Here is a 26,976-nt window from a genome sequence, read left to right as displayed (position 1 = left end):
ATGAAAAAAGCTAAAATTCATTTCTTAGGAGCTTCGGGAACGGTTACGGGATCAAAATTTATTATTGAAACCCCCGAAATTAATCTGATGATTGATTGCGGTGTTTTTCAAGGATTAAAAGAATTGAGAAATCATAACTGGGAGGATATCCCTTTTGATGTTTCTACCATAGATTATGTGCTTCTTACCCATGGGCATTTGGATCATACAGGTTATTTACCTCGATTAGTAATGCAAGGATTTCATGGTAAAATCTTAGGCACAGCACCTACATTAGATATTGCTGAAATTATTCTACGCGATAGTGCTAAAATTCATGAGGAAGAAGCAGAAAGAGCTAATGAAGAGGGTTATTCTTCCCATAAGCCCGCACTGCCATTTTATACCTTGGAAGATGTTTTTAAGACGCTTCCAAAATTTAAAAACACACCAAAAGATACTTGGGTAACACTATCTGACCATATTAAATGTCGCTTTATATACAACGGCCATATCATTGGATCAACTTTTATCGAACTACAGATTTTTGAAAAAACGTTTGTTTTTTCGGGGGATGTAGGAAGGAAGGAAGATCATTTACTGTATCCACCCCAAAAACCACAATGGGCCGACTACCTGTTTATGGAAAGTACCTATGGTAACAAATTGCATCCCAAGGAAAGTGTTTCAGAAAAGCTTACAGAGTTAATACATAAAACCATCTATAACCGAGGAACACTTATCATTCCTTCATTTGCGGTGGAACGGTTACAAGTGTTGATGTATTTACTATGGAGGTTATATCAACAAAATTCCATCCCTAATATTCCCATTTTTGTGGATAGTCCTATGGGAAATAATGTTACATCGGTTTTTCAACAGTTTCCAGAATGGCATAAACTATCAAATAAAGAGGTGAGTGCGCTTAAAAGCAGAATGAATATTATTACTTCCTACAAAGAAACTTGGGAAACCATCGATGACCCTCGACCTAAAGTTGTGATAGCGGGGAGCGGAATGGTTACAGGAGGACGTGTTTTAACGTATTTAAAGCAACTCATAGATGAACCCAACACAAGTATTCTTTTGGTAGGATATCAAGGAGAAGGAACACGAGGTAGACAATTATTGGAAGGTTCTCATGAGATTAAGTTCTTCGGAAAATATTATCCTGTAAAAGCGGAGATTCATCATATTGAAAGTCTATCGGCTCATGGAGATCAGGGTGATTTATTGGAATGGGTGAGTGAGATAAAAAACATACCTGAAGAGGTATTTTTAATTCACGGAGAACCTACTGCGAGGGATGCCTTACGAGTGAAAATTCAAGAAAAATTGGGTTGGAAGGTAAATCTTCCAAAATTGTATGAAACAACCGAAGTATTATTATAAAATAACCTGAAACTGATTTTGGTCATTGAAAATGATTTAGTAAATAGCTACTTTACTAGTTAATTATTTAAAAATATATGTTATGAAAAACATTGTAATGTTACTACTAATTTTCATTTTGTCTAGTTGTTCCTCAACAAAACTAGTCAATCAATGGAAAAGTCAAGATACTCCTGTGTATGAAGCCAATAAAATACTCGTTGTTGGGATGAGTTCAGATATAGAAGTACGTAGAAGTTTTGAAGAAGAGCTATCAAAATCTCTAGAAAGTAAAGGCGTTGTAGCCGTACGCAGTATCGACTTTTTTGAGAATGTGTTTCAAGTAGAAGAGAAGACCGAAAAAGAAATGGATCTTATTGAAAACTCTTTGCTTGAAGCAGGTTTTGATAGTGTGATATTTTCAAAACTAATAGGAGCAGAAGAAAAAGTTACTTTGATGCAAGCTTCCAAAAATTTTGATAGAGACTTTTTAAACTTTAAAGAGTATTATATTGAAAACCAAAGTGTATATACCACACGAGAGACCAATAGCTATAAAATTTATCATACGGAAACTTCTGTTTTTTGTATTTGCGCAGGTAAAGAGCGCGAACTTTTATGGAAAGGAAATATAGATTTAGTGGCTCCAGAAAAGCGTTCTAAATCCATAAAACAATATGTAAAAGTGTTACTTAATGCCTTAGAAGAAAACGAAATTGTTTTAGTGGATTAATTATTTTAAAACAAGCAAGGGTACTCTACTTTCGTAACTAAGTTGTGGGGCGTCTGTTCCAGAAAATATTCTTTCAAAAAAGGATTTGGGATGAATAAAAATGGCGTGCAAATCTACCTTGAATAATTGCTCAAAACTACTTACAGCTTCAGGAGTTGGTACATTTTCAATATGATGGTATTTTATTTCAGAAAACTGTTTATGCAGTGAGCTTTTGGGTAATTTTTTCTTTGTGTCAAGCTGTAACACTTGTAAGGAAACATTTTTTCCTTTTACCAATTCACTTATAGGAAGTAAAGCATCCGGATGAAAATCATCATCTTCTTTAATTGTAAATAATATGGAAGAAATTGAAGAGTATTTATAGCCTTCTGGGATGGCAAGAATAGGGTGTTGGAGGTTGCGAATAAGTTTAAGAGTATTACTTCCAAAGATTACTTCTTCTGCTCCAGTAGCACCATTTGTACCTAAAATAACTAGTTCAATATGTTTTGAATGGATGGTTTGCTGCACCGAATCTACAAACACATCAAAATCAAAAATGCCTTCAAAAGTAAAAGACTCTGAAGCATATTTTTTTGAATATTTTGCTACCAACGTATTCAATTTTTTCTTGTTGTCTTCAGCAATGGAGGCATAGATGGTACTATCCATAGGAGAAGCCGTATAAATATCACTTGAAACAAATTCTGAAGGCTTTTGAACATTCAAAAAATAAAATTCACAAGTCTTTCCTTTAAAAAATTCCATAGAATAGTTTACAGCGTTTAAGGAGTTTTTTGAAAAATCCGTGGGTAATAAAATGCGTTTCATCTCAATAAAATTTATACCTAAATATACGTTGGATTTTGTTGATTTTAAATGATTTTACTCACTTTAGGAGAATTTTATAACTGATAATTATCATTTCTTAATCCCATAATTGAAAGCATTTTTGCCTAGAAATTGTAACTAAAAAACTATGGCACATTGCTACCATTGTGGCGATTTATGTGAGAGTAAAACCATTTTACATGACGAAAAGTCCTTTTGTTGCCAAGGCTGTGTCACGGTTTTTGACATTTTAAACGATAATGATCTTTCATATTATTACGATTTAGAAAAATCTCCAGGAACTTCCCCGAATGAAATTGAAGGTAAGTTCGACTTTCTTGATAATAAATTAATTATCGATAAACTTTTAGAATTTACCGATGGCAATACCCAAATAGTTTCTTTTTTAATCCCTTCCATACATTGTAGTTCATGTATTTGGGTTTTGGAAAACCTTCAAAAATTAAACAAAGGTGTACGGACCTCTCAAGTGGATTTTCCCAAAAAAAAGGTGCGTATCACTTTTTCTGCCAAAGAACTTTCGCTTAAAGATTTGGTAACCCTCCTGACAAGAATAGGGTATGAGCCAAACATCTCTTTGGACAGCTTAGATACAAAAACAAAAAAGACCAATAATAAACTTATATACCAATTAGGCGTAGCGGGATTTGCATTTGGAAACGTAATGTTTCTCTCTTTTCCCGAATATTTTCAGGTGGAAGAATATTGGCTCGACCAATTTAAGCACTTATTTCGTTGGCTTATGTTTGCCTTTTCTGTTCCAGTGGTGTTTTACTCTGGTAAAGACTATTTTATTTCCGCTTATAAAGGACTGCGTTCTAAAATATTAAATATTGATATTCCAATTGCGCTTGGAATAACTGTGTTGTTTGTAAGAAGTACCCTTGAAATAATCATGGATTGGGGAACTGGATTTTTTGACAGCCTTACAGGATTGGTGTTCTTTCTTTTGGTAGGAAAGTATTTTCAGCTAAAGACTTATTCATACCTTTCCTTTGAACGTGATTATAAATCGTATTTCCCTATCGCTATTACAAGACTTTCTGAAAGCCATACCGAAGAACAAGTTCCTATTTATGAAGTAAAACAAGGCGACCGATTGTTAATTCGGAATAAAGAATTGCTCCCAGTAGATGCTATTTTGCTTAAAGGGAATGCACTAATAGATTATAGCTTTGTCACAGGAGAGGCGGTGCCCGTTCCTAAAGCTTCTGGCGATAAATTATTTGCTGGCGGAAGACAGGAAGGAACTATTATAGAAGTTGAAGCGGTAAAGGAAGTTGCACAGAGCTACTTAACCCAATTATGGAGTAATGAAGTTTTTACCCATAATAAACAACATTTATTTGAACCCTTAATTAATAAGATTAGTAAACACTTCACAATTAGCGTTCTTAGTATCGCTTTTTTGGCAGGCATGTTCTGGTTTGTTGTGGATACTTCAAAAATATTTCAAGTAGTCACGGCGGTCCTCATTGTTGCTTGTCCGTGTGCCATTGCGCTAGCTTCTCCTTTTACGTTGGGTAATTTGTTGCGCATTTATGGAAGGAATAAATTTTATGTAAAAGAAGCCTATATCATCGAGCAAATGGAGCAAGTGGATACTGTAGTTTTTGATAAAACAGGAACGATAACTACCAGTGCTAAAAGTCAAATCTATTATGAAGGAATTCCACTTACCGAAGAAGAATCGACATTATTAACAAGTTCGCTTCGGGCCTCAAATCATCCGTTAAGTAGGGCTTTATACGAAATATTGAATAAAAATAACATTACTGTTCTAGACCATTTTGAGGAAGTTGCTGGAAAGGGAATTTTAGCCACTCATAAAGATCAAGAAATAAAAATTGGTTCCTCCTCTTTTGTTGAAGGGAATACCGTTTCGAATGAAGAAAATAAAACCTCTGTCTACGTAAGTAGTAACGATGGTTTTAAAGGACGTTTTGTTTTTCAGAACACCTATAGGGAGGGACTCGCAGATGTATTTCGTGAGATATCCAAAAATAACGAGATTGTTATTTTAAGTGGTGATAATGACGGAGAACGCGGAAGGTTGGAAATGATTCTACCTAAAAATGCACAATTGTATTTTGATCAAAAGCCTGATGACAAGCTTCAGTTTATTAAAAACTTACAAAAGGCAGGTAAAAAAGTGATGATGGTTGGAGATGGTTTAAACGATGCCGGAGCACTTGCACAAAGCGATGTAGGAGTAGTAGTTTCAGAAAATATAAATGTGTTTTCCCCAGCGTGTGATGGCATTTTGGATGCTTCAAAATTTGAACAACTACCTCATTTTTTGAAGATTTCAAAAAGAGGAATGAAGATTATTAAATGGAGTTTTATCCTCTCTTTATTGTACAATCTTATAGGGCTTGGCTTTGCAGTGTCTGGAAATCTTTCCCCTGTAGTGGCAGCTATTTTAATGCCGTTGAGTTCTATAAGTATTGTAGTTTTTACGACCATTGCTACCTATTTTTTAGGGAAACAACTTTTTAATAAATAAAAAATGCAAACTGACATATATCATATTTTCAGAAACCAAGTCGGTCTAATTTTACAACTTAATTAACCAGAAATGACAATCATTTATATGCTTCTTGCCATCAGCATTATAGTTGCTATCGTATTTTTTATTGCCTTTATTATTTCAGTTAAAAGCGGTCAATATGAAGACACCTATACACCCTCTATTCGTATGCTTTTTGAAGATGAAGTGATTAAAGAAGTTTCTACCAAAAAACCAAAAACCGAAAACGATAACAAATAATTATGGAAGTAGAAAAGTTTTATTACGACAACAAAATCGTTAAAAATTTCCTCTATGCTACCCTTATTTGGGGTATTGTAGGGATGAGTGTAGGGCTATTATTAGCCTTTATGTTTTTGTTTCCTAACCTTACCGACGGCATCTCTTGGTTAAGCTTTGGACGTTTACGTCCCTTGCATACCAATGCCGTAATTTTTGCTTTTGTTGGGAATGCCATTTTTGCGGGGGTCTATTACTCTTTGCAACGATTACTCAAGGCAAGAATGTGGAGCGATTTTTTAAGTAAGGTCAACTTTTGGGGTTGGCAACTTATAATTGTAGCCGCTGCAATTACACTTCCATTAGGTTATACCTCTTCAAAAGAATACGCAGAGTTAGAATGGCCCATCGATATTGCAATTGCTTTAATATGGGTGGCTTTTGGTGTGAATATGATAGGAACCATTCTTAAAAGAAGACAACGTCACCTATACGTTGCCATTTGGTTCTATTTAGCAACTTTCGTAACCGTGGCGGTGCTTCATATTGTAAACAGCATTGAATTGCCAGTAAGTTTTATGAAAAGTTATTCAGCCTATGCTGGGGTTCAAGATGCTTTGGTACAATGGTGGTATGGGCACAATGCAGTAGCATTCTTCTTAACAACACCCTTTTTAGGATTGATGTATTATTTTGTTCCTAAAGCTGCAAACAGACCCGTTTATTCTTATAAATTATCTATTGTTCACTTCTGGTCTTTAATATTTATTTATATCTGGGCGGGTCCTCACCATTTATTATACACAGCATTACCCGATTGGGCCCAAAGTTTAGGTGTTGCTTTTTCGGTCATGCTTATTGCTCCGTCTTGGGGTGGAATGATTAATGGACTTTTAACCTTGCGTGGAGCTTGGGACAAAGTACGCACAAGTCCGGTATTAAAGTTTATGGTAGTAGCTATAACTGGATATGGTATGGCAACTTTTGAAGGACCTATGTTATCCTTAAAAAATGTAAACGCTATTGCACATTTTACCGATTGGATTGTAGCGCACGTTCACGTAGGAGCACTGGCTTGGAATGGCTTCTTAACCTTCGGTATGGTGTATTGGTTAGTTCCAAAATTATTCAAAACAACCTTATGGTCAAATAGATTAGCCAATGCGCACTTTTGGATTGGAACCTTAGGGATCATTATGTACGCATTACCTATGTATGTGGCTGGATTTGTTCAAGCTTTTATGTGGAAGCAATTTAATCCAGACGGTACACTTACTTATGGAAACTTCCTTGAGACTGTTACCGAAATAATGCCAATGTATTGGATGCGAGCCATTGGGGGCACCTTGTTTATTGTAGGTATGATTATGCTGCTTTATAACATTGTAGCTACTATTCGTCAAGGAAGTAAGGTTACAGATGAGCTAGCTGAAGCTGCTCCGCTTCAAAAAGTAACAAAACATAGAACTGGAAAAGAAGGCTACCATACGTGGTTAGAAAGACGTCCAGTAAAACTTACCATTTATGCTACCATAGCTATTCTAATTGGTGGCGTTGTACAAATTATTCCCTCATTAATGGTTGATGATTATGTACCTAAAATTAGTAGTGTTAAACCCTACACTCCTCTAGAACTGGAAGGTCGCGATATCTATATAAGAGAAGGATGTAATAACTGTCATTCACAAATGATTCGTCCATTTAGAAGTGAAGTAGAGCGTTATGGCGAATATTCAAAATCTGGTGAGTATGTGTATGACCACCCCTTCCTATGGGGAAGTAAACGTACAGGTCCAGATTTATTTAGAGTGGGAGGTAAGTATAGTGATAACTGGCATTTTAATCACTTTTACGATCCACAAACCACCTCTTCTGGATCAATCATGCCATCCTATAAATGGCTGATTAAAAATGAACTTGACAAATCGTTAACCGAAAAGAAAATGGAGGTCATGGTTACCCTAGGCGTCCCTTATACCGAAGATGATATTGCGAGAGCACAAGAATGGATGAATGAGCAAGGAAGTACCATTGAACAAAACCTTTTTAGTGATCCAGATTTTGTCAAAACTTATGAAGCAGATAAGCAATACGCTCAAGATAATGGTAAAGCATTTATTGAAATGAAAAACCGTGAGGTAGTAGCACTTATTGCTTATTTGCAGCGTCTTGGAACCGATATTAAAGTGAAGACTAACGACGAATTAACCAACAACTAAACAATTTATTATGTTAAAGTTTGTAAAAGGAAATTTAGAAAACATTGATGGAGTAGCCATTTACCCCATTATTTCCCTACTTATATTTTTCATCTTCTTTCTATTACTTTTCTGGTGGGTTTTTACTGCCAAGAAAGCTTACATAAAAGAAGTGAGTAATATACCCTTAGAAAATGAAGATAATTCTAACCATAATAATATAGTATGAAGTCACTAGCATCTTATTTACGAGTTATAGGATTTATAATTATCGCCTTTTTATTACTAGAGTTAACTATTGACTCTGGTGAAGAAATGGCAGTAGTAAAGTACCCCATACTTTGGGGAATACTAACCTTAGTATTTTTATTTGCCATTGCAGTAGAACTCATTGCAGAAAGTTTAAAAAGTATTCTTTATAGAGGACTGTCAGATGAAGCCAAAGAAAAATACCTTGCTTCAGAAAAGAAAAGAAATGAAGCTCAGTTTTCAGGAATTAAAAGAATTTATAAAAAATTACTGGGGAGCAAACCTATTGAGCAAGAAGGAGAAATTGTCCTCGACCATAATTACGACGGAATCAGAGAATTAGATAATAAATTACCACCTTGGTGGTTGTATGGTTTTTATATTACGATTGTTTTTGCCGCAATTTATTTGCTCAGATATCACGTATTCGATGGGGTTAAACAAGCTCAGGAATTCGAAATTGAAATGGAAGAAGCTAGAATTGCCGTGGAAGAATACAAAAAAACTGCAAAAGGATTGGTAGATGCAAATACCGTTGAACTATTGACAGAAGCTTCAGATTTAGCTGCTGGTAAGGCTATTTTCGAAACTAATTGCGTTGCCTGCCATAAGTCTGATGGTGGTGGAGGAATTGGACCTAACCTAACTGATGAATATTGGATTTTGGGTGGTGGAATTAAAAATGTATTTACTACCGTTTCTGAAGGAGGACGTGACGGAAAAGGAATGGTTTCATGGAAAACCGAACTTTCTCCTCTTGAAATAGCACAAGTTTCGAGTTATCTATTAACCTTCCAAGGGACGACTCCTGCAGAGCCCAAAGCTCCCGAAGGAGACATTTGGAAAGACCCTAATTTACAAAATCAAGAAATCCCTTTAGAAGTTATTGTTGACTCTACGAGTGTAGATTTAACAATGAGGGACTAACTAACCTTTAAACCCCCTTAAGGTCCATATAAGGGGGTTTTTATATAAAAATATAGCTTTGGAAACCCCAGAAGACGAAATTTTCCGTGATAGTATTGCCACTATAAATGAGGAGGGTAAGCGCGCTTGGATTTATCCTAAAAAACCTTCGGGAAAATTCTATAAATATCGAAAGTTAGTAAGTTATGTTTTATTAACCATGCTATTTGCATTTCCGTTTATAAAGGTTAACGGAAATCAATTTATGCTTTTAAATGTATTAGAAAGACGCTTCAATATTTTTGGATATCCCTTTTGGCCTCAAGACTTTCATTTAGTGGTTATCATGATGCTTATTGGCGTTGTTTTCATCATATTTTTTACAGTAGCCTTTGGAAGAATTTTCTGCGGTTGGATATGTCCTCAAACTATTTTTATGGAAATGGTTTTCCGAAGAATTGAATATTGGATTGAAGGGGATAGAGGAAAACAGATTCGATTACAAAAGCAAGCTTGGAATGCTGAAAAAATTAGGAAAAAGGGATTAAAATGGTTTGTCTTTTTTATCATCTCTTTTTTAATTGCGAATATATTTTTGGCTTACTTAATTGGAAGCGACAAGCTTTTGGAATATATTTCTGAAGGTCCAGCCGAAAATGTGAGTACTCTAATTTCATTACTCATTTTTACAGCAGTCTTCTATTTCATATTTGCTTGGTTTAGAGAACAGGTATGTATCATTGCTTGCCCTTATGGTAGACTTCAAGGCGTACTTCTTGATAATAAATCTATTGTAGTGGCCTATGATCATAAACGTGGCGAAAAGGAAGCAGGAAGAGCAAAATTTAATAAAAAAGAAGATCGTGCCACTACTGGAAAAGGAGATTGTATCGACTGTTTTCAATGCGTTCATGTGTGTCCCACAGGTATTGATATTAGAAACGGAACACAGTTAGAATGTGTTAACTGTACCGCCTGTATAGATGCGTGTGACCATATGATGGAATCGGTCAACTTACCTAAAGGACTTATTCGATATGCCAGCGAAGACAATATAGAAAAGAAGGCGAAATTTAAATTTAATGCTCGGTTAAAGGGGTATTCTGCAGTTCTTATCATACTACTTGGTGTGTTTTCTGGTATGCTATTTTTACGAAATGATGTGGAAGCTCGTGTGTTGCGATTACCAGGACAATTATATGAGCACAAGGAAAACAACATTATTAGTAATGTGTATACCTACAAGCTCGTTAATAAAACCACCAAGGATATTAATGATGTTCATTTTACATTGTTGTCTCATGATGGAGAAATTAAATTAGTAAAAAATGAACGATTTAGCGTCGCAAAGCAGGATATAGAAGAAGGAACCCTATTTATCGAAATTAATGCTAGTGCCATAACAGGGGATAAGGCAAAAGTGAAAATAGGCGTGTTTGAAGGCGATAAATTAATAGAAACCACAAAAACAACCTTCTTGGGGCCAAGAAGTTTTAAATAACAAACTATGAAAATTAACTGGGGTACGGGAATAGTGATAGGAATGATTGCCTTTATGGGATTTATCATGTTTATGGTCATCACCATGATGACCGATAAAGAATATGACCACGATATGGTTACCGAAAATTATTATGCAAAGGATTTAGTGTATCAAAATGAAATTGATGCTGAAAAGAAAGCGAATTCACTAACCTCTAAAATTAAAATAGAAAAATCGTCTGAAGGATTACACATCTATTTTCCAGAGGAACTGCAAGAAAAAAATGTTAGTGGGTCCATTCAAATGTATCGCCCATCCAATGAAAAACTAGACTTTCAAATTCCTTTACAAATTGAAAATTCAACCATGCTTATAGAAGACTCAAAGTTAGTAGGAGGAAGCTGGAAAGTAACCATAGACTGGGAAATGGATGGGGAACAGTATCTTTTTAAAAAGGCAATAGTGTATTAATATGTTTGTAACGGCACTTATATTAGGTATTTTGGGAAGTTTCCACTGTGTGGGAATGTGTGGACCCATTGCCTTTTTATTGCCTCTAGATAGAACCAATTCAGTTAAAAAATACAGTCAGTTGTTTTTGTATCACTTTGGACGACTTTTTACGTATAGCATTTTAGGATTGCTCTTCGGGTTGCTAGGAAAAGGACTTAACCTGTTTGGGTTTCAGCAAAAGTTATCCATTGCTATTGGAATTATCATGATTTTAGTAATTATCATTCCGCAGCAACATGTTAAACGATTTTCCATTTCAAAACCTATTTATACAGCCATTTCCAAAGTTAAAAGTGCTTTGGGTAGTCAGTTAAAAAAGAGAACTCCAGATACGTTTTTTACCATTGGTTTTTTAAATGGTTTTTTACCCTGCGGATTGGTTTATATTGCTGTTTTTGGAGCTATAGCCTCTGGAAGTTTAGTAGATGGGAGTTTGTATATGTTGGGCTTTGGTTTAGGAACCATTCCTTTAATGACCACCGCAGTTTATTTGGGTAATTTTTTGAAAGGAGAGCTACGACAAAAAATACGCAAAGCCATTCCAGTATTTGTAGTGATTGTAGGTTGTTTCTTTATTTTACGCGGAATGGGATTAGGAATTCCGTATGTATCGCCAACACCCGTTACAGAAATGGTGGATGCCAATTACAACTGTCATTCAGTTTCTGTAAACGAATAAAATAATACTAAATTTAAAATTATATCCTTATGATACTTAATAATATACCCTTAGTTAATTGGAGCAATGGCGTCATTATGATTGGTGTCTTTGCCCTTGTTTGTGTCATTTTAGTAATCATGCTCATTAACTTTATGAGTAGTGGCAGTAAAAAAGAAGATCCTAAAGACTAAAAGAAACTTTGCTGATTCCAATTCAAAAAGCGGGCATTCAATTTCTTGAATAACCCGCTTTTTTACAACTAAAAAACTGCTTTTATACGGTCATAGAAAAGAGTTGTCTTTCTGGCTTATTGCGTTGTAATCGCAAATCGAAAGCCATACAAATATTTCTTACAAAAGGACGTCCTTTTTCTGTAACGGTAATGGTATCTTTTTCTAAAATAACGAGCTCGTCATTTTCTAATTCTTTTAACTGTATCAACACTTCAGGGATTTCATTAAAGTATAAATTGTCGTCTTTCCATGAAGTTTGCAATTGACACATTAGGTTGAGAATATGGGTTCTTATTTTTAAATCTTCCTCATTGAGAATATGACCTCTAAAAACAGGAAGAATATTATTTTCGAGTAAGTGGGTGTATTCTTCTACACCTTTTACATTTTGCGCAAAACCATACCAACTATCACTAATGGCAGAAACACCCAAACCAAGCATCGCCTGGGTTTTTGAAGAAGTATACCCCATAAAGTTTCGGTGTATGGTTTTCTTTTGTTGTGCTTTATATAGTTTATCTGTTGGTAATGCAAAATGATCCATGCCTATTTCTACATACCCGGCCTCTAACAATAATTTTTTTCCAAGTTCGTACTGCGCTCGTTTTTCTTTAGCCGAAGGAAGATTCTCTTCTTTATAACCACGCTGTCCGTTTCCTTTTATCCAAGGTACGTGGGCATAGCTGTAAAAGGCTATTCGTTCGGGGCGTAGTTCAATTGTTTTTTCAATGGTAAATTGAATATGCGCTGTTTTCTGAAAAGGTAACCCAAAAATAATATCGTGACTTATAGAGGTATACCCTAGTTCTCGAGCGGTTTCGGTGACATATTTTACATTTTCAAAAGGCTGAATTCTATGGATGGCTTTTTGAACCGTTTCATTATAATCCTGTACCCCATAGCTCACTCTTTTAAATCCAAGATTCGCAAAGGTTTGTAAATGCTCCTTGGTAGTATTGTTTGGATGCCCTTCAAAACTTAATTCAATTTCTGGGTGCTGAATTGTTCTACGGAAAATGCCTTCCATTAAGAGCTGAAGGTTTTCTGCCGAAAAGAAAGTGGGTGTTCCACCTCCTAAATGAAGTTCCCTCAAGATTGGTTTTTCACCTAACAAATCGCAGTATAGCTGAAGCTCCTTAATTAGAGATCGAATATATGGAATCTCTACGTCGTGATTTTTTGTAATTCGCTTTGTGCAACCACAAAAGGTGCACATACTTTCACAAAAAGGAAGATGAATATATAAACTTATGCCCTCGGCATCATTGCTTTCAGCAAAACTTCTTTTAATACTTTCTTTCCATGATTTTAATGAAAAGTTCATAGTATCCCAATACGGAACTGTAGGATAACTTGTGTATCGAGGTCCTGGATTATTGTATTTTTCTATGAGGTTTTGAGGCATTTTTATAAAATCGATTAATAGGAGTAAAAATACCTTTGTCTGGTTATTTAAAATATGATTTATATCAGTTTTGAAGCATAAACTTATATGATGTGTTGATAACAATTCTTAATAACTTTTACTGTAAGTTTTAAACTAAAGTTGCTACTTTTATAACCTCATAAAATTGAAGATTTTAAATTATGTCAGATACAATCGAAAGAATAAAATGCTTAATTATTGGATCGGGTCCAGCGGGTTATACTGCCGCTATCTATGCAGCTAGAGCCGACCTAAAACCTGTTATGTATACTGGGTTAGAGCCAGGAGGACAATTAACTACTACTACCGAAGTGGATAACTTCCCTGGATATCCAGACGGAATAGACGGCCCTACCATGATGGTGCAATTACAACAACAAGCGGAGCGTTTTGGAACTGAAGTGCGAATAGGAATGGTAACCGCTGTAGATTTTAGTGATGAAGTAGGTGGCATCCATAAAGTGACTGTAGATAACAAAACCCAAATTGAAGCTGAAACAGTGATTATTTCAACTGGGGCCACTGCTAAATATCTAGGAATCCCAAGTGAACAACGCTTACGTGGTGGGGGAGTCTCTGCCTGTGCCGTTTGTGACGGATTTTTCTATAAAGGACAGGAAGTAGCCATTGTAGGAGCAGGAGACACGGCTGCGGAGGAAGCTACCTATTTAGCCAATATTTGTAACAAAGTAACGATGTTGGTTCGTAAGGATTATATGAAAGCATCTAAGGCGATGCAACATCGTGTAAATGCTACAAAAAATCTTGAAGTCCGTTACAATACTGAGGTGGATGAAGTTCTTGGAGATATGGTTGTAGAAGGACTTCGAATGGTGAATAACCAAACCGGTGAAAAAGAAGAAATTGCCATTACAGGTCTTTTTATTGCCATTGGTCATAAACCCAACACCGATATTTTTAAAGGACAACTCGATATGGACGATACGGGATACCTTATCACAAAAGGGAAAAGTACCAAAACCAATAAGCCTGGCGTTTTTGCCAGTGGGGATGTACAAGATAAAGAATACCGTCAGGCTGTGACTGCTGCAGGAACAGGATGTATGGCTGCTTTAGATGCCGAGCGTTACTTGGCGGCTGTAGAGAGTAAAGAAGAAGTGGAAGCTTAATATAAATAAGCTGAATTTAAAAAGCCCGAAGATAACTTCGGGCTTTTTTTGTTAGTGATGGTTATAACTTAACACTCGTAATAATTTCCATTGGTCATTTTCCAATTTCCATAAATGACTAAATAAAGCGGTGCTTCCTGCCTTTTCTGGACCTCCATTACTTTTTTCAAAAAAACGATGTGTCCCTTTTTGTAGCGCAGCATATAATTTTCCATTATTGTAAAGGGGAAATACCTCCAAAGTCCCAGCTACTAATTCTCTGCGAGACTTGGTTTCGTTAATTGGATTACAAATGCCTTCTTTCATAATATTTAAAAAATCCTGCTTGCTTTCAATGATCCCACTTTGATCGTGGTAAAATTCGAAATCTTCTGAAATGAGTACTTCTAAATATTGTCCTTCACAATAATTGAACGCTCTATCAAACAACAAACTGTCTTTTGCTTTTAAGGTTTGAAAGAGTTCAGAATTTGTGTCAACTTGTGCATAAGCAACACTGAATACTACACTGAAAATATAAAGTATACTGGTTTTCATATTGCTAATAAAAGTAAGCCCGAAGCGCTATGGACTTCACTTCGGGCTTGGGTTGGTTAGGGTTTATTAAAATTACATTTTACGTACATTTCCTGAAGTTCCGTCTTTTACCGAAACATCTGATGGATTTCCATAATACTTTATGTCTCCACCGCTGGAGGCTTTCCCTTCCATTTGCTCTTTTACATTCACCGCAATATCTGCTCCACTACTAGCACTAGCTTTACAGCTAATTACTTCTAGTTCGCGTGCTTTTATATCACTTCCGCTTGAGGCATTTGCGATAAGTCGGGTTGCTTTTCCAGATATTTTTAAATCGGAACCACTACTAGAACTAGCATATACTTCTTTGGAAAGAATTTCAACTTCTAAATCGGCGCCACTGCTACTTTCCAATGAAAGTGTTTCACTTTTAATAACCGAATTACCTATAACATCTGCACCGCTTGAAGCTTCTATGCTCTCTAAAGCAACATAGGTAACATGTGCCTTTTGAGACTTAGATCTTCCTATACTTTTTTTGGTGGTGATTTTAAGAACACCATTTTCAACATAGGCCTCAATGTTATCCATTAAATTCTCATCGGCTTCAATTACTACTTTGTTTTCGGAGCCTTGTGTTAAAAAGACATCCATTCCTGCACTTCCTCTTACACCGATAAAATCTCCTACCTCTCTGGTTTCGGTGGTTACGTTTCCGTTACCATTTATTTCACCTAAGTTGATATCAAAATGACAACTTGTGGCTACCACTCCTATAAAGGCTACAACTAAAATTTTGATTGTTTTCATGGTTTTATTTTTTTGATTGATAATTTATTCAATGGTATCTAGTACAATTGTATTACTAATACTATCCTTTTTCTTTACTGGATTAAAGTCGTTTTCAACCTCTTTTTCCCAAGATTCTTTATTCCCGTTATGTTTCTTTTCAACATCTTTTTCCCAAGATTCCTTTTCTTCTATAGGACAATCTAAGCAACGAGTTTTTCCGTCTTCGATAATGAGATATTTTTCTTCATCTCCATTGTTAAGAATGTCTCTATAGTTGTAATCATTTCTATGAAAGGAATAGGTGTTGTCATCTGCATAAATTATAGTTCCAACGGGTAAATACACCACAACTTCAACTTCTTGGTCACGGTATTTATTTTCGAAATCCGTAGTTAAAAAGGCATCAAGCGTAAGTGTGTTTCCTGAAAGATTGTAGTTGTAATGAATAGCTTCGGCCTTCCTTTTGGCAACAAGATAATCTGGGCCTTCGGCTTGCTTTTCAATCACAATTCTTCCCACAGAATCATTTGTAGAGCGAACAATAAGACGAATATCGGTCGAGTAAATAATCTTTTCGTCATTTTCGTTATACTCAATTTTTAATCCGCCTCTTCGTCTTGCATCATATTCGTACTTTTCGTTAGAATACATGGCAATATTTAACGTGTCACCGCTGCGAACAGGTAAGGTTTCTTCAATGATGAATTCTCCCGTATAAGCTGTTTCGGTAGCTTGACGAATCCCTAATATCCCCAATCCAATAATGGAAGCCAACCAAAGTACAAACAATGTAATTTTTGCTGGTAGCCCAATCGATTTCAGGTTATTGATGAGCATCTTTAACCCTAAAATGAAAAGGACAAAGAAAGGAATTCCAACGGCAAAGAAAGTAAGTAACGATATAAGCCATAGTGGAGATTGTGTTGTGTCTACTAATTGATACCAGTCTGTAAATTCTCCATGACCCCACATTCCAAAACTTCCTGCAGTAAATAATCCTATTAGAAGTCCAACCAGAGTACTAAGTGAAACAATAATAACAATGATCCCTATAAACTTGACAAATATTTTAAAGAGTGTTAGAAAGATACTACCAAGCGTGTCGAAAAAAGTAGCACTGCTATTTTTCACTTTTTGCCCGTATTTGTCATAGTCGGCGTTTTTTACTTTATCGGCGACAGTTTCATATCCTTCTTTAAACTTTTTTTCAATATTCGAGATATTAATGGGTTCGCCAGTCATTTTCAGCTTATCTGAAGTACTTTCCGCAGCAGGCACTAATATCCAGAAAAGGATATAAACAAATATGAAGGTTCCACTAGAGAAAAGGGTTAATAAAATCCAAATAAGGCGTACCCAGACGGCATCTATTCCTAAATAATGGCTTAATCCAGAAGACACACCAGAGATAAATTTGTTGTCGATATCTCTAAACAGTTGTTTGTGCGACGACCTAGATTTTTTAGAAGCTCTTGGAGGAGCATCTTCAAAAATATCCTCGTCCACCGCATAGTCTTCGGGTTGTCCCATTACAGCAATGACTTCGTCTAGCTCTTTAAGGGTAACCACTTGAGTGCTTGTTTTCAGTTTTTCTGAAAATAGTTCGGCTATTCGCGCTTCGATATCTTTTATGATCTCGTCACTGCCTTGCGGATCGCTCAACGATTTTTTAATGGCGACCAAATAGCGTTGTAATTTTCCGTAGGCATCTTCATCGATGTGGAAAAAAGTACCTGCTAAATTTATGTTTACTGTCTTGTTCATTTCGTAGTTTTTTCGCTGGTTACTCTATTAACCGCCTCTTGCAATTCGCTCCAGGTGGTGTTTAATTCTTTTAAAAATAATTTTCCTGTCTCCGTAAGTCCGTAATACTTACGTGGTGGTCCGCTGGTAGATTCTTCCCAGCGATAGCTTAATAACCCTGCATTTTTTAAGCGGGTTAAAAGGGGATATACAGTTCCCTCAACCACCAGCAATTTGCCTTCTTTGAGAGACTCAAGGATGTCACTTGTATACGCCTCGCCATCTTTTAGGATGGAAAGGATACAAAACTCCAAGACCCCTTTTCGCATTTGTGCTTTTGTGTTTTCGATTTTCATACTTTCTTTTCATTTAATTGAGACAACAATTCGTCTCTCGTAATAAGGTAATGAGGGTTGAGTTGTTGCAAGTTTGCATCGCAAACTTTTTGCTCAAATTGGGAGGAATCTTCTGCCACTTGCGGAAGCTCTCCGGCGTGTAGTATGTTTAGTACCAACGCTGATAAAATACTAACTAACGTGCTCATTTTTTGATTGATTAACTCGCAAAGCGAGGGTTAAACTTTTCAGTTTTTGATGAATTTTGATGTTGTTTTTCATAAAACGTCTCCTGTTTTATTTTCAAGATTGGTTTCATTTTCCATTTCCGAAGTTGTTTCTGAAATAGAATCTGCTTTTTTGATGAATGATATGCTTAAAGGATATTGATATAAGAGTCCTCTGTTGGCATGAACAGTAGCTGTAATAACGGCGTACAATTCGAAAACAAAAAGGCCTAAGAGAAATATAACAGCTACAAAAAAGAGAATTAAATATCCCGAAAGATTTTTAATCTCACTAAAGGTAACCTCGTGTGCGTGATGATCAATAACGTCCACTAAGGAAACAAAGTCTGATGCAAATGCTACAAAAAAGGGCAGACAAATAAGACCAATTACAATACTATAGAGTAAAATACTTAACTGAAAGTTAATGGCTTGTCTCCCGTGTTCGTTTACAAATTCCTTTTCTTTATTGGTACTCCATAATATTAGTGGAAGTATAAAATTTCCAAATGGAAAAAAGAACTTTGCAAAGGTCGATAGGTGTATCGCTGCTGCAATATTTTTGTGATTTTCTGTAGGGTTAGTTTCCATTACTTATTATTTTCTTATGCAAATATATGTCTTATGGATGGTATTATGTTACGCATAGTACTAATATTTAACATAAAATTAACAAATTAATATATTAAAAGAAATGAATATCTTCGCAGGAAAATAGTTGAATATGCAACTCACCCCTAGAAAAATCAACCTCTTTACCTTATTTAAATTACCTTCTTGTTACTTCACTGGAGTTCGAGTAAAATCGATTTCAGAAAATACTTGTACCACCACCGTGAAGCATCGTTGGATCAATCAAAATCCTTTTAAGTCTATGTTTTGGGCAGTTCAGGGGATGGCGGCCGAGTTAAGCACTGGTGCTTTGGTGATGGGCTATATAAAGGAATCCAATAAACCCATTTCTATGTTAGTGGCTAATAACAAGGCTACATTTTCTAAAAAAGCAACCGGGAGAATTACATTTACGTGTAACGATGGCCTGGCCATTAAAGAGGCTATTGATAAAACTATAGCAACGGGTGAGGGACAAACGTGTTGGATGATGAGTGAAGGAAAAAATAAAGAGGGAGATGTAGTATCTCAGTTTCAGTTCGAATGGACTGTAAAACTGCGTGCTTAACATTTTTTTAGGAAAACTTTAATTACTAATTTTTGCTAGTCGTGAAATTTATATTTGTTTTTTCGTTATATTTATATCACAAATCTTATAAATCTTTGCTTATTGACAAACACTACGTAACCTAACTCTAATTACCTATGGCTAGAGCAATGTTCGATTACACAAAAGCTGTGCTTAAAAAAGTAAGTTTTGACGCTAATCTATTTTGCAAAGAGTTGAAAAAAGCACTACAAAGGCTTCTTCCCCACGAAATTGAAGAACTTAAAATTTGGGTTAATTCCCTTATAGTGCAGAATCCTCAATTAAATCAATGTCTAATCATTTTAAATGAATAAAAAAAGCCTTCAGAAATGGGGGCTTTTTTAGTTTTTATATAAATATTGATTTAGACAGGGCTTATTATTTTTACATCCTGAAACTTGATTGCTCCTCTCACCACTCCAGAAATTATTTGATACATCGCATCAATTATCTGTAGTTTTAATTCACTTTTTGGATAAATAATGCTCACTTCTCTTGCTGGTGGCGGCTCTTTAAAGTATCGCAAATGTTTATGTTGTTTCTCACTTAAATCAAGTGTATGTAAATAGGGAAGTAGTGTCATTCCTAAGCCCTCATGCGTTAATTTTATAAGGGTTTCAAAACTTCCACTTTCCAATTGAAAAGTTTCATTATGAGACATTTTTGAAGACCTACACAAGTTAATCACACCGTCCCTAAAGCAATGACCGTCTTCTAGCAGTAATATATCATCAATGTCAAGATCGGAAACTTCAATAATTTTTTTCTGTGATAGTCTATGACTCTCAGGAATATATCCTACAAAGGGCTCATAATACAAGGCTCGCTCCTTAATTTTTTCTTGCTGAAGTGGCGTAGCGGCAATGGCTGCGTCCAGATGCCCATCAAGCATTTTGTGAATGATTTCCTCAGTGGAGAGTTCTTCTATTTTTAAATGAACTTTTGGATATTTTGAAGTAAAATTTTTAAGAAACATTGGTAACAACGTAGGCATGACCGTAGGGATGATGCCTAATCGAAAATCACCACCAATAAACCCCTTTTCTTGATCTACCACATCTTGCATACGCTCAGACTCGTTTACAATATTTTTTGCCTGACTTACAATTTTCTTCCCAACGGTAGTAAGCTCGATAGGTTTTTTGCTTCGATCGAAGATGAGAATATCCAGTTCTTCTTCCAGCTTTTGAATTTGCATACTAAGCGTAGGCTGGGTGACAAACGTTTTCTCGGCCGCTTTGGTAAAGTTTTGATGCTCTGCCACTGCCAACACATATTTTAATTGGGTAATGGTCATACAAAGATTGTTTTCTCAAAATTACAAATTATATAGATAAAATTTATACAAATGGAATATAATTCAGTTTTTATCTATAAAAAAAGTCAGTATAGTGACACTGACTTTCAAAAATATAATTGAAAAAAATTATAATCTAATCTGCATGACAATGGGTTCGGTACCCACTTCAAATTTCGCTTCGTTCCATTGTGGAGGGCCATAGCTCATAGGGTTGTTTGATACACCATACATTTCTTTAGGCATTCCGTTAGGCTCAAAATCCATGATTTTGTTTCCGTTTTTATCATGATATAAAGAAATGGCATAGGTACCAGGTGCTACGTTGGTAAAGGTGACAGATGCATATCCCTCATTTACATCACTTTCTTGCCCTTGTAATGGTGCGGCTTTCATAAATGTTTCTTCATTATACAATCCAGCAATTAGGCTTCCTCCGTGTCCAGGTACTGGTATGGTGACTGTAATTGTAGTTCCTTTAGTATCATTCGATTTTTTTTGTGCAGTAACTAAAAAGGAAGAAAAGAGAAGGGTAAAGGCTATTAATACATTTTTCATAATGGAATGGTTTTAAAAGTGTTTCTAATTATTTTACACTTCAAAGGTGAAAATAACAAAATTCTTTACAGAAAAAGAGTTTCTCAACTGTAAATTTTAATGCCTCAATTGTTATAAAAGACCTCTGGCTTTAATTTCGAGGTATTTATTTATGGTATCTACAGTGAGTTGTTCTGGTGTAGTTAGGATAGAATGGATCCCGTATTTCTTTAGTTCATTTACAATTAATCTTTTTTCGAAGGCAAACTTTTCGGCTATCACTTTATCATACACTTGCTGAATGGTAGCCGCTTCGGTTTCTATTATTTTTTTGATTTCAGTATTCCTGAAGAAAATAACCACCAATAAATGATTTTTTGAAATTGCTTTTAAATAAGGAAGTTGGCGGTTAAGTCCGTCCATGGTTTCAAAATTGGTGTATAAAAACAACAAACTACGGTGTGTGATGTTTTGCTTGATGCTTCCATATAATTTACTGAAATCACTTTCAAAAAAATTTGTTTTCACATTGTAAAGTGCTTCTAGAATTAGCTGCATTTGAGAGCTTCTCCGTTCTGCAACTACCTTGTTTTCCACCTTTTTGGAAAACGAAAGCATGCCCGCTTTGTCGTGTTTTCGCAAAACCACACTGCTTATCACCAATGCCGAATTAATTGCATAATCGAGCAAACTCAACCCTTCAAAAGGCATTTGCATAGATCTCCCTTTGTCAATTAGGTTATACACAGGTTGTGATTTCTCATCCTGAAAAAGATTCACCATTAAGCTATTGGTTTTTGCTGTGGCTTTCCAATTAATGGTTCGTAAATCGTCTCCCAAAACGTATTCTTTAATCTGTTCAAATTCCATACTATGCCCAATACGTCGCATTTTACGTAATCCAAATTCCAACGAATTTTTATTGATATTAAGCATTTCGAATCGTTTTAACTGCTTAAAGCTTGGATAGGTTTTTACCATGGTATCACTATCGAATGTAAATCGTTTAGCAACTAACCCAAGTTTTGAAGAGGCATAAATATTCAAGTCGCCAAAGTGATATTCACCACGTTCCAGAGGTTTTAACGTGTACTCTAAAGTCACTTTCTTATTGGGAGGGATACTAGTGTTTAATTTGAAATCACGAAGCTGAAACTGAAAAGGTGTTTCGTCTATTACCTCGCAATACACTTTAAAGAAATAGTTATTTTCAATGGCAATTTGAACGGTATTTTCATCTCCATTCGAAAATTTTTCAGGAACAATTCGCTCTCCAACAATTCTTTTACTTCCGAGAAAAACAAAAAGAAAATCTAACAACAAACATACTAGAAGAATTAATAATAGTAGTTGTGCCACTCCAAATAAAAACGGGACAAAATAACTTACCCCAAACAATACAACAATCCCACTGCAAGCGTAGAAGAATGTTGGTTGTATGTAAAAAGGCCTAAAGAATTTAATCATTATTCGTCAACAGGTTTTCCGATATCATTAATTTCTATGTCGTTTCCAATTCCTTTTGGATTGGGTCCATATTTATTGGGCCCTTCATCACTTTCACCAAAAAGCATAATAAGTCCGTAAAAAGGAATAAGTTGAAACCAACCACTATTTCCTCTGTCATGACACCTTTTAGCGCCCTGGGCAATTAAAAACCAAAGCATGGGTATCCAGATAACAAAGAATATCAATATTCCAAAATCACCTAACTCTGTAACAATAAAGGAGGAAAGAAAATAAACGGCGATATAGATGAGATAGCTTAATCCGTATTCGGTTCTTCGAATTCTTCCAGTAAACTCAAAAGGATTTTTAAACATTTTTTGCATGAGTCCTGTTTTTATCTTGGTATTTCGGTCATTTCAATAATTTGCTTAATAATATCATCACTCGTAAGCCCTTCCATTTCGCGTTCGGGCGTCACAATTACTCTATGATGCAATACTGGTATTGCCGCACGTTTAATATCTTCCGGAGTTACAAAATCGCGTCCATTCATCGCTGCAAATGCCTTACTGGCTTTTAAAATGGCAATGGATGCTCTAGGCGATGCTCCTAAATACAGATATTGGTTATTTCGAGTTGCTACAATAATTTGTGCGATATAACGCAACAAGTGTGCTTCAATAAACACTTGAGAAACCAAATGTTGATACTTAGCAATTTGTTCGCTAGTTAAAAAGGAAGCTACTGTATCTGTTTTGGAAGTATCTTTTAAATCGTGTTCTCGCTTTAAGATTTCAATCTCATCATCCAGATTAGGGTAATCCACTGTAATTTTGAATAAAAATCGATCCAGCTGTGCTTCAGGCAAACGATAGGTTCCTTCTTGCTCCACGGGGTTTTGTGTAGCCAATACCATAAAGGGAGGGGCTAAATCATATTGAATACCATCCATTGTAATTTGATGCTCTTCCATCACCTCAAACAAAGCTGCTTGCGTCTTTGCTGGCGCACGGTTGATTTCATCAATAAGAATCATATTCGAGAAAATAGGTCCTTTTTTGAATTCAAATTCGGTAGTTTTTAGATTAAAAACCGATGTCCCTAGAATATCACTAGGCATTAAATCGGGTGTAAACTGAATTCGACTAAATCCAACCGACAGTGTTTTAGAAAGTAACTTAGCTGTTACGGTTTTGGCAATTCCTGGCACACCCTCAATAAGGGAATGCCCGCCCGCCAGAAGTGATGCGATGAGCATGTCAATCATATCCTTTTGCCCCACAATGACTTTACCTACTTCGGATCGAATCTTTTGTACATTTTGACTTAACTCTCCCAAATCGAGCCTGCTTTTAAAGTCAAGGGATTCCTCCTCGGTGCCTAACACTTCCTCAACGGGGTCGATATGTTTTGGAGCTTGAGCATCTTCAGGTGTAAACTTTTCGTCTTTTTGTTCTTCCATAGTTATTCTGAATAAAATTCTTCGATATATGTATTAAGCTGTATCAGGTTACTTTCAAAATATTGTCTTTTGTTGCGTAACCAATCAATGTAATTTATGAGAGTTTTTACCTTTTCTTTTTTCACTCCCGATTTTAAACTCAATCGTTCTATAAATTCCTCATCCAACTTTGAAGTGTCTAAGTTATACTGTGTGCGTATCCTTTCTAAGAAATAGGTCGATTTTTTTTCAATAATGTTTTTATGGTCTTGGGTTTCAAAGTATAAGTTTGAAATGGTTTTTACAAAAGCAACGGTAGTATTTTCTAAAGGTTTTACCACCTTAATTATGCGTTGTCTTCGCTTGGCAATAAAAATAACGAAAAGAAATATCAGTATTAATGCCAAATACCAAGCCCACCGAAAGGCACGTTGTTCTAGGAACCATCCCAAATCTGAAGATTCCTCGGCTTCATTACTATAGGCTGTTTGATATTTATAAAATGAATCGAAGTAAATATCCTCATCTGGGAAAAAGGATAAAACTTCCTCTACATAGCTGTAGTTATCGTCTTTTAAAACATTGTAATTGGTAAATATTTTAGGCTGTAGGTGTAAATAAATAGTACCATCTTCAAAAGGGACTTTTATAAAGTTGGGCTTTGTTTTTTCTTCATCTGCATAGCCTAATACTTGATGTGAAGAAGGCGGCATCACCCCAAAATAATAATCACCAATGCTGCGGTCAATTTTTGTATTCTTTTCAGAAAGATTTTTAGATTCAAATACTAATTTGGAAATACTATCTTTTTCGTTTGGGACATAGTCAATATCAATACCTAGTGTATCTACTAGTATTTGTGGAAAATAATAATCTGATATAAATAAAGTATTTCCATGTTCTGCAAAATAGAGTAACTCATCCACAGAGTCATAGGTGAGGGCATTGGAGTTTCCTATTTTTATATAAGTGCCCTTTGCTATGTGGTCACCGTAACCGTCTTCAGAATTGGCATAAAAGTAACTCGCTGGCTGGTGATACAGCGTTCGGATTTTCTTATCCTTAAAAATGAGAGCCAATTCTTTGTAAAAAACACGCAATCCGTAGGGCTTGTTGCTTTTTTCGTTAAAAGACTCCTCCCAATCAATAGTTTTGGAGTAGGAAAAATCACAACTTCGAGCCAAAATAATGACAAGAATAATAATGAGGCCTCCTATGAGATATACCTTTTTCATGAGGCGACCTTTTTAATAAGTTGAACAAAATTCTCCTTAGCGATTTGGTATTGCTTTAAGTTAATGGGAAACTCACCGTACCAGATATAATCGTATAAATAGGAGGTAAACTTAAAATCGTTGCTAAAACCCTGCTGTTTTACTTCATAAAAGTATTCTTCGTTGGTTTTGTCTTCTTCAAGTTTTATAAAATTCTTAAGGCTTAAGCGTTTTAAAACTAAAATATGATAGAAACGAATGGCGAGTCTATAATCGCCACTTTTTTCTGCGGAGGCTATTAAACCTTCAATATCGGTTTGTTCAATATTTTCAACCGAAAAATCTTCGTGAGTTGTAATTTCTGTATTCTTTTTTGAACTGAAAAGACTCGTCCCGCCTTCATTTATAAGAATGTAAGCGAGGTAGATTACCGCCAGAATGAGAGCAATGACAAAAATCCAATTAAGAAATTGGAATCTGGGAACATCGCCAGTAAATTCTTCCTCATTATTTTCCTCGTCGATTTCGGTTTTCTTATTTTCAAACTCTTCAAATTCACCACTTCCCCTTCGCGTGTAACGCACAACCTCTTTCCCTTCATAGTTAAACTTTTCATTGTTGTAACGCTCTTTAAAATCTTCATCAAATACCCGTTTCGGCTCATTTTGAGCATCCGAAACCTGAAGCCAAAAGCAACACAGGGCAAACGTTACTATGCGAGTTACTGTAAAAAAGAGTTGTGAACTATACCTCATTAAGTCTCCCCGAAGTTAAAATTGATTGTTGCATTTTTTTCTGAACCACAAACGGATACATAAGATAGTAGTACCCAATGAGGGATAGTGTTAACAGAATGATTCCTACCGAAAGAAAATTTGGCATAACATTGGAATACCGAGTAACAAACCCTTCTAAAAACCCAGCCGAAAAGGTAAACGGAAAGGTACTAATCAAAATTTTCACACCCACTTTCACCCCTCGTTTAAACGATTCCATCCTTGAATATGTACCTGGAAACAGAATACTAGCTCCTAAAATAAGACCCGCAGCTGCTTCAATAACAATAGCAAAAATCTCCATGGCTCCGTGAATCCAAATCCCTCGAACACTTTCCCAAAACACCTCTTTTTCATAAAAGAAATACTGAAAACTCCCTAGCATAATACAATTCTTAAAGAGGACCCATAGGGTTCCAAATCCGCCAAAAACTCCTAAAATAAAGGCAATAAGCCCAACTTTTAAATTATTTACTGTGATGCCAATAAAACTACCCCAATTGCTTCCACTTTTATACACAGCAACGGGATCGCCAGCTTCAATATTTTCTAGTGTCATATTTACATAGGCGTCGCCTAAAATAGAACGTACAAACTCTCCATCATTGGCTGCCGATATAACGCCAATAGCTGTAAATAGTGAAAAAACAGCAAAAGCAATGTAGATAAATTTTCGGTATTGGTAGGTGAGGAGGGGAACTTCCGTTTTCCAAAAACCCACGATCCTATTGGTGTCTTCTCTTTTAGTTTTATAAATTTTCTGAAAAGCCTTCGCCGCTAACTGATTTAAATACCCTATAATCTTACTTTTGGGATAGAAGGTTTGTGCGTACGATAAATCGTTGATAATTTGAATGTATTCCGAAGCCAATGCATCGGGGTCTTTAAGGTCATCGTTGAAGATTGCTTTTTCAAACTTCAGCCATTTTTCCTTATTTTGTTTGATAAAAGCAACTTCCCTCATAACTTTACCAAATTAA

Annotated in this window: 30 protein-coding genes; 14 read left to right on the top strand and 16 right to left on the bottom strand. The window is 35.7% G+C overall.

Translation table 11 applies throughout. The annotated features are described in order from the left end of the window. Entirely contained in the window at positions 1 to 1,371 is a 1,371-nt protein-coding gene (locus KXJ69_RS09205) for an MBL fold metallo-hydrolase RNA specificity domain-containing protein (RefSeq protein WP_219052797.1), read from the top strand. 82 nt (positions 1,372 to 1,453) lie between these two features. Further along, the gene (locus tag KXJ69_RS09200; RefSeq protein WP_219052796.1) at positions 1,454 to 2,083 is read left to right on the top strand and encodes a hypothetical protein; all 630 of its coding nucleotides are present in this window, start codon (positions 1,454 to 1,456) and stop codon (positions 2,081 to 2,083) included. Here the strand turns inward: KXJ69_RS09200 and KXJ69_RS09195 are convergent, their stop codons facing one another. Continuing rightward, positions 2,084 to 2,896: a universal stress protein gene (locus KXJ69_RS09195; protein WP_219052795.1), complete on the bottom strand. Its 813-nt coding sequence runs from the start codon at positions 2,894 to 2,896 to the stop codon at positions 2,084 to 2,086. A gap of 148 nt (positions 2,897 to 3,044) precedes the next feature. On the opposite strand from KXJ69_RS09195, the gene KXJ69_RS09190 reads away from it, so the two are divergent. The 9 genes from KXJ69_RS09190 (at position 3,045) to KXJ69_RS09150 (ending at position 11,867) form a co-directional block, all read left to right on the top strand. After that, on the top strand, positions 3,045 to 5,423 hold the full coding sequence (locus KXJ69_RS09190) for a heavy metal translocating P-type ATPase (RefSeq protein ID WP_219052794.1): 2,379 nt from the start codon (positions 3,045 to 3,047) through the stop codon (positions 5,421 to 5,423). A gap of 72 nt (positions 5,424 to 5,495) precedes the next feature. Next, complete coding sequence (ccoS, locus tag KXJ69_RS09185) at positions 5,496 to 5,687, top strand: cbb3-type cytochrome oxidase assembly protein CcoS (RefSeq protein ID WP_219052793.1); 192 nt, start codon at positions 5,496 to 5,498, stop codon at positions 5,685 to 5,687. A gap of 2 nt (positions 5,688 to 5,689) precedes the next feature. After that, entirely contained in the window at positions 5,690 to 7,885 is a 2,196-nt protein-coding gene (gene ccoN, locus KXJ69_RS09180; RefSeq protein ID WP_219052792.1) for a cytochrome-c oxidase, cbb3-type subunit I, read from the top strand. A gap of 10 nt (positions 7,886 to 7,895) precedes the next feature. Further along, positions 7,896 to 8,093, top strand: a complete 198-nt coding sequence (locus tag KXJ69_RS09175) for a CcoQ/FixQ family Cbb3-type cytochrome c oxidase assembly chaperone (RefSeq protein WP_219052791.1) — start codon at positions 7,896 to 7,898, stop codon at positions 8,091 to 8,093. Next, positions 8,090 to 9,040 (top strand): cbb3-type cytochrome c oxidase N-terminal domain-containing protein, encoded by a 951-nt coding sequence (locus tag KXJ69_RS09170; protein ID WP_219052790.1) that lies wholly within the window; start codon positions 8,090 to 8,092, stop codon positions 9,038 to 9,040. Before KXJ69_RS09175 ends, KXJ69_RS09170 begins: the two co-directional genes overlap by 4 nt. Before the next feature lie 58 nt (positions 9,041 to 9,098). Next, a complete protein-coding gene (ccoG, locus tag KXJ69_RS09165; RefSeq protein ID WP_219052789.1) occupies positions 9,099 to 10,520 on the top strand; it encodes a cytochrome c oxidase accessory protein CcoG in 1,422 nt (473 codons plus the stop codon). A gap of 6 nt (positions 10,521 to 10,526) precedes the next feature. Further along, complete coding sequence (locus tag KXJ69_RS09160) at positions 10,527 to 10,973, top strand: FixH family protein (RefSeq protein WP_219052788.1); 447 nt, start codon at positions 10,527 to 10,529, stop codon at positions 10,971 to 10,973. Between the two features lies 1 nt (position 10,974). Then, entirely contained in the window at positions 10,975 to 11,694 is a 720-nt protein-coding gene (locus KXJ69_RS09155; RefSeq protein WP_219052787.1) for a sulfite exporter TauE/SafE family protein, read from the top strand. Between the two features lie 29 nt (positions 11,695 to 11,723). Next, positions 11,724 to 11,867 carry a hypothetical protein gene (locus KXJ69_RS09150; protein ID WP_219052786.1) on the top strand — a complete coding sequence of 48 codons (144 nt, stop codon included), beginning with the start codon at positions 11,724 to 11,726 and terminating at the stop codon, positions 11,865 to 11,867. An 82-nt stretch (positions 11,868 to 11,949) separates the two neighbouring features. Here the strand turns inward: KXJ69_RS09150 and hemN are convergent, their stop codons facing one another. Then, positions 11,950 to 13,314 (bottom strand): oxygen-independent coproporphyrinogen III oxidase, encoded by a 1,365-nt coding sequence (gene hemN / locus KXJ69_RS09145; RefSeq protein WP_219052785.1) that lies wholly within the window; start codon positions 13,312 to 13,314, stop codon positions 11,950 to 11,952. A 182-nt stretch (positions 13,315 to 13,496) separates the two neighbouring features. Between hemN and trxB the strand changes: the two genes are divergently transcribed. Further along, positions 13,497 to 14,465 (top strand): thioredoxin-disulfide reductase, encoded by a 969-nt coding sequence (trxB, locus tag KXJ69_RS09140; protein ID WP_219052784.1) that lies wholly within the window; start codon positions 13,497 to 13,499, stop codon positions 14,463 to 14,465. A 51-nt stretch (positions 14,466 to 14,516) separates the two neighbouring features. Here trxB and KXJ69_RS09135 read toward each other — a convergent pair whose 3' ends face one another. From KXJ69_RS09135 to KXJ69_RS09110, 6 genes are all read right to left on the bottom strand, one after another. Next, positions 14,517 to 15,002: a nuclear transport factor 2 family protein gene (locus KXJ69_RS09135; RefSeq protein ID WP_219052783.1), complete on the bottom strand. Its 486-nt coding sequence runs from the start codon at positions 15,000 to 15,002 to the stop codon at positions 14,517 to 14,519. A 72-nt stretch (positions 15,003 to 15,074) separates the two neighbouring features. Then, positions 15,075 to 15,794, bottom strand: coding sequence for a head GIN domain-containing protein (locus tag KXJ69_RS09130; RefSeq protein ID WP_219052782.1), 720 nt, complete (start codon positions 15,792 to 15,794; stop codon positions 15,075 to 15,077). A gap of 24 nt (positions 15,795 to 15,818) precedes the next feature. Continuing rightward, positions 15,819 to 17,540, bottom strand: a complete 1,722-nt coding sequence (locus tag KXJ69_RS09125; RefSeq protein WP_219052781.1) for a PspC domain-containing protein — start codon at positions 17,538 to 17,540, stop codon at positions 15,819 to 15,821. Then, entirely contained in the window at positions 17,537 to 17,875 is a 339-nt protein-coding gene (locus KXJ69_RS09120; RefSeq protein ID WP_219052779.1) for a PadR family transcriptional regulator, read from the bottom strand. Before KXJ69_RS09120 ends, KXJ69_RS09125 begins: the two co-directional genes overlap by 4 nt. Further along, on the bottom strand, positions 17,872 to 18,063 hold the full coding sequence (locus tag KXJ69_RS09115; RefSeq protein ID WP_219052778.1) for a hypothetical protein: 192 nt from the start codon (positions 18,061 to 18,063) through the stop codon (positions 17,872 to 17,874). Before KXJ69_RS09115 ends, KXJ69_RS09120 begins: the two co-directional genes overlap by 4 nt. Positions 18,064 to 18,132: 69 nt before the next feature. Next, a complete protein-coding gene (locus tag KXJ69_RS09110; protein ID WP_219052777.1) occupies positions 18,133 to 18,672 on the bottom strand; it encodes a DUF4870 domain-containing protein in 540 nt (179 codons plus the stop codon). 133 nt (positions 18,673 to 18,805) lie between these two features. Here KXJ69_RS09110 and KXJ69_RS09105 point away from each other — a divergent pair, with 133 nt between their 5' ends. After that, positions 18,806 to 19,261 carry a DUF4442 domain-containing protein gene (locus KXJ69_RS09105; RefSeq protein WP_219052776.1) on the top strand — a complete coding sequence of 152 codons (456 nt, stop codon included), beginning with the start codon at positions 18,806 to 18,808 and terminating at the stop codon, positions 19,259 to 19,261. 137 nt (positions 19,262 to 19,398) lie between these two features. Then, entirely contained in the window at positions 19,399 to 19,596 is a 198-nt protein-coding gene (locus KXJ69_RS13725) for a hypothetical protein (protein WP_255571299.1), read from the top strand. Between the two features lie 50 nt (positions 19,597 to 19,646). On the opposite strand, the gene KXJ69_RS09100 is transcribed toward KXJ69_RS13725, so the two are convergent. From KXJ69_RS09100 to KXJ69_RS09065, 8 genes are all read right to left on the bottom strand, one after another. Beyond that, positions 19,647 to 20,579, bottom strand: coding sequence for a LysR family transcriptional regulator (locus tag KXJ69_RS09100; RefSeq protein ID WP_219052775.1), 933 nt, complete (start codon positions 20,577 to 20,579; stop codon positions 19,647 to 19,649). A 129-nt stretch (positions 20,580 to 20,708) separates the two neighbouring features. Then, a complete protein-coding gene (locus KXJ69_RS09095) occupies positions 20,709 to 21,137 on the bottom strand; it encodes a DUF2141 domain-containing protein (RefSeq protein ID WP_219052774.1) in 429 nt (142 codons plus the stop codon). A gap of 111 nt (positions 21,138 to 21,248) precedes the next feature. Further along, complete coding sequence (locus KXJ69_RS09090) at positions 21,249 to 22,583, bottom strand: DUF58 domain-containing protein (RefSeq protein WP_219052773.1); 1,335 nt, start codon at positions 22,581 to 22,583, stop codon at positions 21,249 to 21,251. Next, positions 22,583 to 22,948 (bottom strand): DUF805 domain-containing protein, encoded by a 366-nt coding sequence (locus KXJ69_RS09085; protein WP_255571298.1) that lies wholly within the window; start codon positions 22,946 to 22,948, stop codon positions 22,583 to 22,585. The genes KXJ69_RS09090 and KXJ69_RS09085 overlap by 1 nt, the downstream gene beginning before the upstream one ends. An 11-nt stretch (positions 22,949 to 22,959) precedes the next feature. Further along, positions 22,960 to 24,027 (bottom strand): AAA family ATPase, encoded by a 1,068-nt coding sequence (locus tag KXJ69_RS09080; protein ID WP_219052772.1) that lies wholly within the window; start codon positions 24,025 to 24,027, stop codon positions 22,960 to 22,962. Between the two features lie 2 nt (positions 24,028 to 24,029). Continuing rightward, positions 24,030 to 25,241: a DUF4350 domain-containing protein gene (locus KXJ69_RS09075; RefSeq protein WP_219052771.1), complete on the bottom strand. Its 1,212-nt coding sequence runs from the start codon at positions 25,239 to 25,241 to the stop codon at positions 24,030 to 24,032. Further along, a complete protein-coding gene (locus tag KXJ69_RS09070) occupies positions 25,238 to 25,975 on the bottom strand; it encodes a hypothetical protein (protein WP_219052770.1) in 738 nt (245 codons plus the stop codon). Before KXJ69_RS09070 ends, KXJ69_RS09075 begins: the two co-directional genes overlap by 4 nt. Further along, positions 25,965 to 26,960: a stage II sporulation protein M gene (locus KXJ69_RS09065; RefSeq protein WP_219052769.1), complete on the bottom strand. Its 996-nt coding sequence runs from the start codon at positions 26,958 to 26,960 to the stop codon at positions 25,965 to 25,967. Before KXJ69_RS09065 ends, KXJ69_RS09070 begins: the two co-directional genes overlap by 11 nt. Between the last annotated feature and the right edge of the window lie 16 nt (positions 26,961 to 26,976).

This window comes from Halomarinibacterium sedimenti (genome assembly GCF_019312585.1).
Classification (GTDB): domain Bacteria; phylum Bacteroidota; class Bacteroidia; order Flavobacteriales; family Flavobacteriaceae; genus Halomarinibacterium; species Halomarinibacterium sedimenti.
The sequence above is the reverse complement of the archived record's forward strand: the minus strand, read 5'-3'. Positions and strand labels throughout refer to the sequence as shown.

Coding starts and splice junctions, on each gene's coding strand:
- KXJ69_RS09205 (WP_219052797.1), top strand. CDS start 1: ATGAAAAAAGCTAAAATTCATTTCTTAGGAGCTTCGGGAACGGTTACG.
- KXJ69_RS09200 (WP_219052796.1), top strand. CDS start 1,454: ATGAAAAACATTGTAATGTTACTACTAATTTTCATTTTGTCTAGTTGT.
- KXJ69_RS09195 (WP_219052795.1), bottom strand. CDS start 2,896: ATGAAACGCATTTTATTACCCACGGATTTTTCAAAAAACTCCTTAAAC.
- KXJ69_RS09190 (WP_219052794.1), top strand. CDS start 3,045: ATGGCACATTGCTACCATTGTGGCGATTTATGTGAGAGTAAAACCATT.
- ccoS (WP_219052793.1), top strand. CDS start 5,496: ATGACAATCATTTATATGCTTCTTGCCATCAGCATTATAGTTGCTATC.
- ccoN (WP_219052792.1), top strand. CDS start 5,690: ATGGAAGTAGAAAAGTTTTATTACGACAACAAAATCGTTAAAAATTTC.
- KXJ69_RS09175 (WP_219052791.1), top strand. CDS start 7,896: ATGTTAAAGTTTGTAAAAGGAAATTTAGAAAACATTGATGGAGTAGCC.
- KXJ69_RS09170 (WP_219052790.1), top strand. CDS start 8,090: ATGAAGTCACTAGCATCTTATTTACGAGTTATAGGATTTATAATTATC.
- KXJ69_RS09160 (WP_219052788.1), top strand. CDS start 10,527: ATGAAAATTAACTGGGGTACGGGAATAGTGATAGGAATGATTGCCTTT.
- KXJ69_RS09155 (WP_219052787.1), top strand. CDS start 10,975: ATGTTTGTAACGGCACTTATATTAGGTATTTTGGGAAGTTTCCACTGT.
- KXJ69_RS09150 (WP_219052786.1), top strand. CDS start 11,724: ATGATACTTAATAATATACCCTTAGTTAATTGGAGCAATGGCGTCATT.
- hemN (WP_219052785.1), bottom strand. CDS start 13,314: ATGCCTCAAAACCTCATAGAAAAATACAATAATCCAGGACCTCGATAC.
- trxB (WP_219052784.1), top strand. CDS start 13,497: ATGTCAGATACAATCGAAAGAATAAAATGCTTAATTATTGGATCGGGT.
- KXJ69_RS09135 (WP_219052783.1), bottom strand. CDS start 15,002: ATGAAAACCAGTATACTTTATATTTTCAGTGTAGTATTCAGTGTTGCT.
- KXJ69_RS09130 (WP_219052782.1), bottom strand. CDS start 15,794: ATGAAAACAATCAAAATTTTAGTTGTAGCCTTTATAGGAGTGGTAGCC.
- KXJ69_RS09125 (WP_219052781.1), bottom strand. CDS start 17,540: ATGAACAAGACAGTAAACATAAATTTAGCAGGTACTTTTTTCCACATC.
- KXJ69_RS09120 (WP_219052779.1), bottom strand. CDS start 17,875: ATGAAAATCGAAAACACAAAAGCACAAATGCGAAAAGGGGTCTTGGAG.
- KXJ69_RS09115 (WP_219052778.1), bottom strand. CDS start 18,063: ATGAGCACGTTAGTTAGTATTTTATCAGCGTTGGTACTAAACATACTA.
- KXJ69_RS09110 (WP_219052777.1), bottom strand. CDS start 18,672: ATGGAAACTAACCCTACAGAAAATCACAAAAATATTGCAGCAGCGATA.
- KXJ69_RS09105 (WP_219052776.1), top strand. CDS start 18,806: ATGCAACTCACCCCTAGAAAAATCAACCTCTTTACCTTATTTAAATTA.
- KXJ69_RS13725 (WP_255571299.1), top strand. CDS start 19,399: ATGGCTAGAGCAATGTTCGATTACACAAAAGCTGTGCTTAAAAAAGTA.
- KXJ69_RS09100 (WP_219052775.1), bottom strand. CDS start 20,579: ATGACCATTACCCAATTAAAATATGTGTTGGCAGTGGCAGAGCATCAA.
- KXJ69_RS09095 (WP_219052774.1), bottom strand. CDS start 21,137: ATGAAAAATGTATTAATAGCCTTTACCCTTCTCTTTTCTTCCTTTTTA.
- KXJ69_RS09090 (WP_219052773.1), bottom strand. CDS start 22,583: ATGATTAAATTCTTTAGGCCTTTTTACATACAACCAACATTCTTCTAC.
- KXJ69_RS09085 (WP_255571298.1), bottom strand. CDS start 22,948: ATGCAAAAAATGTTTAAAAATCCTTTTGAGTTTACTGGAAGAATTCGA.
- KXJ69_RS09080 (WP_219052772.1), bottom strand. CDS start 24,027: ATGGAAGAACAAAAAGACGAAAAGTTTACACCTGAAGATGCTCAAGCT.
- KXJ69_RS09075 (WP_219052771.1), bottom strand. CDS start 25,241: ATGAAAAAGGTATATCTCATAGGAGGCCTCATTATTATTCTTGTCATT.
- KXJ69_RS09070 (WP_219052770.1), bottom strand. CDS start 25,975: ATGAGGTATAGTTCACAACTCTTTTTTACAGTAACTCGCATAGTAACG.
- KXJ69_RS09065 (WP_219052769.1), bottom strand. CDS start 26,960: ATGAGGGAAGTTGCTTTTATCAAACAAAATAAGGAAAAATGGCTGAAG.